General features: G+C 44.7%; 7 protein-coding genes and 1 pseudogene. 5 read left to right on the forward strand and 3 right to left on the reverse strand.

Annotation, left to right across the window (positions count from 1 at the left end; genetic code table 11):
* The coding region (locus ABD76_RS22350) for a transposase (protein WP_197253959.1) at positions 1-296 on the reverse strand (296 nt) is incomplete at its 3' end.
* Positions 297-694: 398 nt separating this feature from the next.
* On the opposite strand from ABD76_RS22350, the gene ABD76_RS22355 reads away from it, so the two are divergent.
* From ABD76_RS22355 to ABD76_RS22375, 5 genes are all read left to right on the forward strand, one after another.
* Positions 695-2,392, forward strand: a complete 1,698-nt coding sequence (locus ABD76_RS22355; protein ID WP_197259276.1) for a hypothetical protein — start codon at positions 695-697, stop codon at positions 2,390-2,392.
* A gap of 64 nt (positions 2,393-2,456) precedes the next feature.
* On the forward strand, positions 2,457-7,799 hold the full coding sequence (locus ABD76_RS22360; protein WP_197259277.1) for a polymorphic toxin-type HINT domain-containing protein: 5,343 nt from the start codon (positions 2,457-2,459) through the stop codon (positions 7,797-7,799).
* Positions 7,796-8,347, forward strand: a complete 552-nt coding sequence (locus tag ABD76_RS22365; RefSeq protein ID WP_197259278.1) for a hypothetical protein — start codon at positions 7,796-7,798, stop codon at positions 8,345-8,347. The genes ABD76_RS22360 and ABD76_RS22365 overlap by 4 nt, the downstream gene beginning before the upstream one ends.
* Positions 8,348-8,488: 141 nt before the next feature.
* On the forward strand, positions 8,489-8,821 hold the full coding sequence (locus ABD76_RS22370) for a polymorphic toxin-type HINT domain-containing protein (RefSeq protein WP_197259281.1): 333 nt from the start codon (positions 8,489-8,491) through the stop codon (positions 8,819-8,821).
* A 142-nt stretch (positions 8,822-8,963) separates the two neighbouring features.
* A complete protein-coding gene (locus ABD76_RS22375) occupies positions 8,964-9,290 on the forward strand; it encodes a hypothetical protein (protein ID WP_197259279.1) in 327 nt (108 codons plus the stop codon).
* A 326-nt stretch (positions 9,291-9,616) separates the two neighbouring features.
* Here the strand turns inward: ABD76_RS22375 and ABD76_RS22380 are convergent, their stop codons facing one another.
* Both ABD76_RS22380 and ABD76_RS29840 read right to left on the reverse strand, forming a co-directional pair.
* Positions 9,617-10,882: an esterase/lipase family protein gene (locus ABD76_RS22380; RefSeq protein WP_197259280.1), complete on the reverse strand. Its 1,266-nt coding sequence runs from the start codon at positions 10,880-10,882 to the stop codon at positions 9,617-9,619.
* A 376-nt stretch (positions 10,883-11,258) separates the two neighbouring features.
* Positions 11,259-11,423, reverse strand: a pseudogene (locus ABD76_RS29840) (IS1380 family transposase); the annotation flags it as partial.

The raw sequence follows: 11,423 nt of genomic DNA on the forward strand, positions 1-11,423 counted from the left end.
TCGAAATCCAGTCCGCAAAACCACAAATAGCCCGCATGCATGGGCAGCAGTTGATACAATTCCCGTTCGGAGTGGTTGAACAAATACGAAAGCAGCATCAGTCGAACCATTCGCTCCGGGTCAGCCGCCGGGCGACCGGTGCGTTCCGTATATAGCGGCGCTACCCAATCATGGACGATGGATAAATCAAGCGCCTCGTTGATTTGACGCAGGATGTGCTTTTTCGGCACGAGTTCATCCATATCCACGAATTGAAACATCTGAGGCTGAACAGCCGATGACTTATAGGCTTTCATGTTCAATCACTCTCTCGATTATTTGTTACAGTACAAATTCGACAAAACCGTGGGAAAGACCTGTTTAAGCGGACTTTTTCACCAGACTTTTAAAGATAAATAGCTGGCCTTGATTATTACTTGTTCATGGACCTTGATTGGCTTGGCGCCGATCAAGGTTTTTGTTATGGAGTTCTATGTTGAAAAAACAAAAATATTATCCTGTTTATGTAAAATAATATGTAAATTCAAAAATAAATGTAGAAATACAAATTAATCCAAAGGTTATTGTGGATTTATTGGGTAATCATGGTATTATTTAATTTGATTCATTTACTAAAGTGGATATAAGGGGGAGCGCCATGGATTTATAGTCTTTGCAAAAGGAAAGAACAATTTACAGAGAAAGGCGGGTTATTGTGACAAAATATTATAGTGCATTAATTCTAATTGCTATTTTGCTGACAACTTCGTTATCTAATGTCAGCGCTTATGAATCGAAGTACAGTTATGACGAGAACGGGAATATCACACAAATTTCGCATGATGATATGGATGTTATTTTTAATGCAGATAAGAATGGAAATATAACGGGTCGAAGTATAAAAATGAGGGCTGGCTATAATCTTGTGAACAATAGTGATTTTAAGTATGTAAACAATGTGGGCAATGCACTGGGATGGGAGTATGTGGCGAATAACAAAGCGACATCGAATTATCGCATACTGAAGAATGGGACGAGAAATGTTCAGCAAATTAAAGCTTCGAATATGCCTGTTGGAAGTTCAGTAGGCATGAAACAGACGATTGCTGTAACTCCACAAGAATATGCGGTGATGAGAAGTTCAATTATGATTGAACAGTTGCAGAATGCAAAGGTAGTCATGGCCCTGGATTATGTCGATGGAAAGGGAAATCTAATAAAAAGAATGGAGAAGAGCAGTACATTGACTTCCGATTTCTTTTTTACGATAAGCGAGCAAGCAGGCAGTGTTCCGAATAACGCGAAAAATGCGGTTATTCACTTAGCGATTCAATCAACAGGAAGCAATGGCTCAGGTTCCATTTCAGCGAAGGGCGTTGAAGTGGTTTATGATAGCTCCTCTTTTTTTAATCGGCTGAGCAATCATGATTTCCAGGGTGAGGGGATACAGAACGGAGCTGATACAATAGCTGATTATTGGGAGCGTGTTGATGAGCAAGCATCTTCCACATTTTCAATGATAATGGATAAAGGGAACAAAAAACAGGTCGTCGGCCGAAACAGCCGTGGAAGCAAGGAAGTATACGTGGCTCAAAATATAGAAGTCGTACAATCGCGCGGGTATCAACTAAGAGGCATATTCAAGAAAACCGGAGGGGCCGTGTCGCATTTACGAATCTTGTTTTTTCATCAGAACGGTACCCTGACGGGGACAAACTATACTTCTTCTGATAGTCCTTCGGATATCACATTATCTGTCAGAGGTACAATTCCTCGAGGTGCCGCGTATGCAAAAATAGTAGTAGGCGCGCAATTTAACAGTGATCAGGGTTCAGGAAATGTTTATATCGATGATATCGAATTTGAGTATAGTACTGAGCCTCAGGCATTATCGAATTCATTATTCACTTTGTTTAGCAATAAAAGCGATATAGCGAATGGTTGGGAGAAGATTGATGACAATCAAATCGGAATTTTTCAAAGCAACGATGGAAGAGGGCAAATTATCACTGTTCCGAGGGGGAACTGGGGAAAAAATGCATCTGTGGGTCTGTCACAAAAGTTGAAAATAGGTGATGGTACTTTTGGTACAAAATTTATATTAAGAGGCGAAATTACTTGCCTGAAAAGCGAAAACGTGAAACTGGAAGTTCGAGTTAGAAGCTCTTTCAGTCTTGTAACCTGGCCTCGAGAATATACGGAAACCTATATTTTATCCCCAGGACGAGGAACGGTTATTAACGTAACGAGCGGGAACGAGAAAGCAACCAATGCCCTTGTGTCAGTTCGATTAGTGCCGATTAATCCTAACCAACCATGGGAAGCAAGTATCGTCGTTCATAATCTTCGATTTAATCCACACCACAATCCTTCAGGGCCGGTGGAAATGATGCTGCCACAACAAACGGAATAAACTTCCATTTCCAAAAACAACGATGTATCGGAGATGTACCAATAAATCAAAACAGGAGAGTACAATGAAAAAATATATTTCATTTATGCTAGCAGTAATTTTACTGTTTACCAGTCTGCCTGTTGCTTTTGCTAATGAAGCGTCTTGGGAAAATGTTGCATCCGATATTCCTATGACTGTTACTGAATCCGTTTACAGCCAACAGCCGTATAATTTGATGCCACAAGATATCATTACCGTGTCATCGGTGGCCAAGCAGTTCGGAGTCGCGGATGACTGGGTGTATAGGGAAATAACGAGAGGATACCAGCTTCATCATATTTATGAGGGGTTGTTGGAGCAGGAGCGCGGCGGCTCTTACGAGCAGTATATGGAGCGGATCTACCCGAATGTGGCAAGGAAAACGGAAGAGGAACCGGCTACTACCGTAACGACAAGTGTATATCATCAGCTGCCGGACCTGAAGGCGGTCGAAGATAGGGAAGGCGTGAGCGTAACGGATGCCGTCTATTCGCTGGCCGATCGGATGGCCTCCTCCGGCGAGTACGACAGAATCGCCTTGCAGCAAAAGGAACTGCGATTCAATCAAGCTCCTTTTTCGATAGGGGATCTGAACGAGCAGATATCCACGGTAGATGGTTCCTTGCGGATCGTGCAGACTGATTTGGTGTTGCCGGGCCCGAATGGATTGAATTTTGAGCTGCGGCGAGTGTATGACAGTTCCCGCGGGAAAGACGATATTTTCTATAATGAAAATAGGCATCGCCAAGCCACGAGGAAATTGGAAGAAGACACTCGCTTCCCCTTAGGGAAAGGATGGATATGGGATATCCCTTATCTTAAAATATCAGGTGATCAAAAGCACTTATATATGCCAGAGTTCGGGACATTCGCCATTTCGGAGCGTAATGAATTGCTAGGTTATCCCTTCGACGATCTGAGCTTTGGCCCTCGTTATGGCGAACCGGCAGGGGCAAGATATGTTTTGAGCGATTACAAAAACGGCCTTGAGTATTATTTTGATGATTATGGACTTTTAGTACAGATTAATGATAACTATGATAACGCCATCAATTTTTACTACGATAGATTAGGAGAGCTATATTTGGTTGGAATTTCGACCAAAAAAGATGATAAGAATACGAAGCATCATAATGTGTTATTTATTCAAAACCACAATGACCGAGTAGAGGCCAAAATCACTTATCAGGATCCAGTAACAAATCAGTCTAAAGAGAAGGTTGTAAAATATATTAAGCAAAAAATATCGCTCAATGGCCGGGATCAATATGTGCTGAAGGAAGTGATCGATCCGGTGGGGCGATCCACAACGTATCACTATGACATTCGAAGAGACTTGTTTTTTAATCTTCTTAAAGGGTATGAGGTGTTCACGGATTATTCTGACCGTATGCTGTACTGGGGAAAGAATGATTGGGTCACCTTGGGCATGATCGAACATCCGACCAAAGCACAGACCAAATTTGAATCTGTGCCGGTATTCCGTAAGATCGGAATCTATGCGCAGGAATATCAAGTCCGTTACCATGAACGCCGTCTGATGTACAGCACAAATACGGGAGCAACCGTAGTGGCCGAAAGGCAAACGCTCAACTTCCATCAAGATATTGGAGATAAATTCGGAGACTATACTTTTAATGTGAGTGTCGATGATGGACGCAAAATAAGCAGATACAACTACACCATTGATTATGAATATAATTATGACCGCTTAGATTCCAGTTCAACCTACTTTTTCCCGCCAGACCCGCCGATTTTGTATCTCAACAACCATGAGGATAAGGATAAAAATAGCAATGAGCGAAGAGTTGCCAGGTATGACTATAAAAAAGATGGAAGAAGAAAAGACCTGCACACCAAGCCTGTCTGGATTCAGGATACGAGCTATGGAAAAACAGGAAGCTCCCAGACACGCAGCCTAAGATATTCGTATGATGATTATGGAATGGTTACGCAAGCAACCGACCCGCTTCAGGCAACGAGCTACTATGAATATGATTTTGTGTTGAGCAGAAGCACCAAGAGTATGGTCAAGAAGATAAAGAAAAGCATCGTACCGGTTGGCGCCAACTCCCGCCTCATCACGGAATACGAGTATGAAACGAATCATGCCGGACTGACAAAGGTCACGCAACGCGACGAAGCAACGGGACGGGTGCTGAGTCAGATTTCTTATGAGTATGACTCTTTTGGGAATCCGACGACAATCCGAATCCAGGGGGAGGGCTCCAAGAGTACCGTCATCAGACAAGCGTTCGATGCAAGCCATAAATATATATTCCCTAATCAGCAAACGGTGTCCGTAACCGATGCAGACGGCGTCTCCACTGACATCACGAAGCAGGTCAAATATAGCAGCGAGACCGGCATGATGCATCAATATATCGACGGCAAGGGCCAGCCGGTTACGTATCATTATGATAACCTGGATCGCGTAACCGCTGTCACATATGCAGACGGGGCGCAGGCGAAGGTACAGTATGATGATGGAAATAACCGGGTTACCGTAACGGAGCCTGACGGAAAACGAACCGAATTATGGTTTGATCCGTTCGGTCGTCTTATCAAGGAGACCAATGGGCGTGGAGCAGCAGAGCACCGGTACGATGAATTCAATCAGTTGGTATCGAAAGGCGATTTTAATGGTTCCGCGATCCGCTATGAGTATGACGCATGGGGACGAGTCGTGCTCGAACAACCGGGTTATTTTGCCGCCACCCGTTATCTGTATGATGATGGAGCGAATACGAAGACCATCCTGGATGGTACCAACAACCCGATAAAAGAAACCTATGACCTGATGGGCAGAATCGCACGCAGCGAAGAAATCAAGCCTTCCCGCAGCGTGATCTTGTCCCGCTATGAATATGATCATGCGGGCAATGTTACGAGTGAAACCGATGCTAACAACAATGTGACCAAGTATGAATATGATGCGTTAAGCCGCTTGATCGCCGTAACGGATGCCGAAGGCAAGAAGACCCGGTACGATTATGATCTGTCGGGCGACTTGGTTCAGATTACTTATGCGGACGGCAAGGTGGTACTGAAAAAATACGATGAAATCGGGCGCCTGATTCAGCAAACGGATCCGAGGAAGCAGAAGAAAAAAATCTATTACGATCCCAACGATAATGTTTCACGAATCGTGGATCGCAACGGACAGACCCAGACGTTTGCGTACAATCCTCGTAATGTACTGACGGGCAGTGTAACCAAGGATGCAACGGTAACCTACAGCTACGATGCGTCGGGAAAACGAGTTTCCATGAAGGATGGAACAGGTCTTACCCAATATGCGTATCACCCATCGGGTGAGCTGGCGTCGATCGTGTATCCGGATCAAACGAAGCTGACTTTTGATTATGACGCCCGCCAGCTGCGCACCAGGCAGACCCTTACGGCTCGTAATGTTACGATGACAACTCACGTCGATTACCGGTATGAACAGGCCATTCCGGACAAAATACGTGTCCTGGATGGGAAGGGAACGAGCCTGTCCGAGCTGCTGTATGAATATAGCCCTCAGACCAAGCAGCTTACGAAGTTCGCCGTATCGAACGGCTTCAGCGAGACGTATACGTATGACGGGTTCAACTTGTCCGGCATTCGGCAGATGCGAGGGAATTCTCTCATTGGACAATATACGTATCAGTATGACATCAACCGGAATATGATGGCCAAAAACGATAACGGAGCCGCTTCTAAATTCAGCTATGACCGCCTGAACCGGATTAAGACTTCGAGCCAGTTCAATGAAGTCTACACGTACGATCAGCGGGATAACCGCAGCACCCTGCGAAGCGATCAGGTGCCGACTCTGAAGGGAGCAAGCTATGCGTATGATCACCGGAATCGCTTGACTCGGGTGACGACGGAAGAGGGCAAGGCGGTCAGCTATCGGTATAACGGGGACAACCTGATGGTCGAGCGAACCGAGGGTGGCCAGACGACGCGCTATTATTATGATGAACGGGCCAAAATAGCGGCCGAGGGCAAGGTGGAGGCCAACGGAAGCGTCACGATCACGGCCGCCTACATCTACGATACGGCTGGTAAGCTGGTGGCCCGTCAAATCCCGGGACAAAGCAGCTTGCAATACTATGTCACCAACGGTCACGGCGACATCATGGAAATCCAGGATGCGACAGGGAAAGTGCTGAACCGGTACACGTACGACATCTGGGGAAATCCATTGAAACAAGAGGAGCAGGTTCCGAATATCTTCCGCTACGCGGGAGAATATTGGGATGCGGCAACCGAGCTGCAGTATTTGCGTGCAAGATGGTATGATCCGGGCATCGGGCGGTTTTTAACGGAGGATACCTATGAAGGGGAGATCAATAACCCTCTGAGCTTCAATTTGTATACGTACGTGTACAATAATCCGCTAATTTACTCTGACCCGACGGGAAATTTCGTATATCCAATCTCTCCGGCTGCGACGTGCGCGGCGGATATGGCTAACTGCAAAACGTATCTTGAAGCCCAAGCAGAGGCAGGAAAGACAATAGCGGTTGAGGGTGCCAAACTCCTGCTGCTGGACGACATCAATACATTAATAAGCTCGGAAGCCTCCTTTGGTGAAAAGGCACTTGCGGCGGCCAGCCTTACTCCATTTGGAAAAGCATTCAAAATAATTAAGGCAGAATCTAAAATTGGCAAATTGCTTTTGAAATGCAATTGCTTCACGGCCGGGACAAAGGTATTGACAGACGGCGGGGAGAAGAATATCGAAGACATTGAGGTCGGAGATAGGGTTCTCGCCAAGGATGAGAATTACCCGAATGGAGAGTTAGCTTACAAAGAAGTAACGGCTTTATTCCGAAACCAACGTGATGATATTATTAAGTTGCATGTTGGGAAGCAAATCATCGAGACGACCGACAATCACCCGTTCTGGGTTGAAGGAAAAGGGTGGGTCTTCGCAGATGAACTTCAAGTAGGCGATAAACTCCAAAAGGCAGACGGAAGCAACTTAACGATTGACAAAGTAGAGTTCGTAAAACTGGATGAGCCTGTTACGGTTTACAACTTTACAGTTGCTGACTACCATACGTACTATGTAACGGATATTGGAATTTGGGTGCATAATACCAATTGTCCTAATGGAAAGTTTGAAAATGCACCTTATCATGGTGCAACTAATAAAGGTAAGAAAAATAAAGCACCCAATGATGGACAAACAGCATTAGATAATTCATATTCAATTGGGCCGAATACTGATCGAAGAATAGGTATAAGTGACGGAGAGTTTGTTGTGCTTGATAAAACTAGCGAAGGTCTATACCATGGACATGTTAGGGCATGGAGCGAACTTACTCCCACAATGCAATCTATTTTAAGAAAAGCAGGATTAGTTGATAAGAAAGGAAATATTAAATGATTGTTTATAACTCGATTCAACTAACAACGACTTCTCGATTGGATATTTGTTCGGAAAGCATAGTAAGAAACAAATTCGATGTAGTTACTATACTATTTCGGGAAATGCATAGTAAACAGCGAATTTTTGACGATGTAATTCAGGAAGCAGTGACTCCACTTTATAACGGTTTGACAAAGTGTAAGGCAAATAAAATGACGCTAAATTCAAATTTGAAGGTCGGTAGACTAGGGGAAGCATGGAATATTTGGACTTATAACCTATCAGATGAAGTTGAAGAAGACGAGGAGGACATATTCCAACAGTATTGGATTTGGTCGATTAGAGAGTTCCAGACATGGTTATACAGTATGGACGGAAAGTCCTACATTGAAATTAGCCCGAGTTATAAGTGGCATTATGTACAACCCGTTGAGGGTGAGGCATTTACTTCTTTTGACGAGTTTACTAAACAATATCAACCTGTGGTCATTGAATTGTCACTTGAACAAGTAGACAATATTCTTAAGTTACTTGAGCAAATAAAGAGCGATTTAAACATCATATAGTTCCACGAATTGACCTTGAGGGCGGCAATCCTCAGGGTCTTCTTTTTCCCCCACCTAGTACCGAATGAATCGGGCGGCTGAGCCCACAGAATGATAATTTCATGACTTGATTGTACGCACGAGAATGGACGGGAGAAACTCATCGAGGAAATCGAGGTAGGGGATAAGGTTCTGGCCAAAGACGATGAAATAGGCGAGATGGCTTACAAGGAAGTCGAATGGCTCTTCCAACGTGACGTAGAAGAAACGTATAATATTACTGTTGGTGGCGAAGTCATTACAACGACCGATGAGCATCCGTTCTGGATTGTCGACATAGGTTGGGTGGAATCCAAGGACCTTGTGGTGGGCGATGTTCTGACAACCTCAGATGGTAATGAGTTAGCCATTGAGAAGATTGAGATTAAGAAAGAACATAAGACTGTCTACAACTTTAAGGTGAAGGATTTCCATACGTACTGGCTTGAATTTTGAAAAGTTAAAAGGATTCGACAGTAAATACTCAGTAAGAATTAACGACCAATACAGAGTTATTGGGGAATTAAAAGACAACGTTATGACATGGACTGAAATAATTCCTCACACTTATAATAAGCTAAAATAAGGTGTTGATTAGATGAGATGGAAGCATGTAGTTGTTGAAGGATATTGTTTTTACGAAAATACAGGAAATTCTTTAAAACCTCATTGTTGTAAGTATAATCCAGGTGATGTTGGAGCACATTGTCTCAGTTATGATGAAACAGAAAAAAAAATATGCCCATATTTTGGATTTGGTACCGCAAGAACATCATTAGTATTAACTGGTGACGACGGAGAAGCTATCACAGCAGCAGTTTTTAATCCAGAAAAAAGCATAGGAGACGCAAAAGAATGGTTACGAAAAGAAAAAGACTGGATTAACAAGTGGAAGAAAAAAGTCTCTGAAGAACAATTTGATTAAAAAAGACTAGTGTTATCTTGTGGTCAAGAGAACTGTGACCCGAGAGAAGACACTTTAAAAAAGTGTCCCCTCTCGGGTTCTTTGCGTTTGAATTTATTAATAGAGAACGGAGTATGAACATGAGGTATAACGAATCATAAATAAAAAACCTTGAAGCAAATCCAAATGTCCAAAAGTAAGTGTTATCATGCAAAACAAAAACAAGTACCCGGTATCTAATGTGCGCCATCCTACAACTATCACGAAGCACGTATTATTATAATTCCAACTATGTTACATACGTCTCAACGTTCTTCATTTGGAGCATAGAAAAAGAACCATCTGAATCAGTCAGGCAAACCCGCAACCATTTTCGCTACGTTGCGAAAAAAATCATCCGTTCGCTTCATCCCCAATCCCACAACGTCGAGATGATCCCAGGAGTCCATCAGGCCCAGATAGTTCCATTTTCCGGGCCGCGGCTTTCCGCGGTAAGCCACGATGTGATCGGTTGATCCGTTTTTCGGCCCGTTCATCGAAATCGTGTTGACCAGACCATCATTCGGCCACCATGTCCGATCGATGGTGACGTGCCCCGGGGCATGATAGGTAAAGGAGCCGATAAAAAAGCTGGACGGCAATAAAAACGGATTCATGAACGCTTTCGGTACATGCCAGCCCAGTAGCGGCACCCGATAGGAGTTGTTGGCCGCAATTGAGAAATAGTAGACGCGGGGCTGCGCCTGTACCCGCTCGTTCAATTCTTTGGCCCCGTCAGGGCTTAAATCCCACTGCGAGCTGTCCTTCGATAGCGTCCAGAATTCGCTGTTTAGGACGCGCTTGGAATAACGGATCCATGATTCATCGGGCAATCGCTTCAGCCCCCATTGATCCAATTTGAAATCATATAAGGGCTGCTCAAAATTACCGACGGCTGCGGCAACCACGCCTATCAACTGGTGGGTATAGGGAGCGACTCCTTTGACGAAATGCGTGAAGCTGGTGCCGTCATGCGGCGTGGCGATGGACACGAGACTGCTTACATGCGCCAGCGGGCGATCGCTAAATAATGGCGATAGCTCAGATGCAGCGGTAACATCGCGTTCGGCGGCGTCTCCGTTCTCCAGCAGATGGACCAGCATCCGTGCGGTTTGTCCCCCCATGCTATGGCCGATCAGATGAATCTTCTTCGGCTGCCCCGTCTCCGGATCGATCTCTCCCCAATCCGGATACAGACCTTCATAGGTCCTTCCATATCGCGAATGACCGTACTTTTCCGAGTGGGCTTCCCCGTAATCCACGGTGCCTCCCTTAAGCTGCGCATATAACTCGCAGGCTCGATCCCAATTGCTCGATACCGTTCCTACCGTGGCAGTGAAGACGGAATATCCGTCTTTACGCAGCTTCTCTTGAATATCGCCGAATCCGCCCCAGTATTTAAAACCAAACATCTCGTCTCTTCCCCAGCCGCCAAATCCATGGACGAGCACGATGGGGTAATCATTGTTGGCATGTGTGGCCTGCGCGCGGGCAGACGGCAAGCCGACATGACAAATAATAGAGTAGAAAAGAAGAAAGAAGAGCGTCACATAAAGTGACCGTTTGCGGTTCATAAACAGCCTCCTTCACATTGTAATCGCTTTCAATGAGGTTGTTCGCAAATTTCCGTCTCATTTTCTGCTGCACTGCTGCTGGATTCATGAAGAAGAAATGGAACTCCTAGTGCGAGTATACATGGCGGGTCGGTGTAACGTGGTGTGGCGGAGAACTATTCTATGTTCTACATACATATTTACCATATAAACCTATTGTTTACAACTATATTTAAACCTGAATCCGTGAAAGGGTTACGAATAAGAGAACCATCACTATCAGTTGTAACGATAGGCGCAGAAAGCAGAGGTGATGACTCGATTCACTTGAAAAAGACATCACGAAACAAAGCTTCCCTTGTGCAAAGCTTGAACGGAAACATAGGTTCGCAATCTATTATCCCGACAAGGTCCCGTAAATGCGCTGGAATGTCTGAAACCATGGACTATGTCTTCCGAAGCGGAGCTTCGTTTGTCTGGCATGCTCTACCATTCGAGAGGCCAGCCAGATCAGATTTTCGATGACCGTTTTGACCCGCCTGCGGCTGACTTTGTTTCGAAG

Source organism: Paenibacillus dendritiformis (assembly GCF_015845845.1).
In the GTDB taxonomy this organism is placed as follows: Bacteria; Bacillota; Bacilli; order Paenibacillales; family Paenibacillaceae; genus Paenibacillus_B; species Paenibacillus_B dendritiformis_C.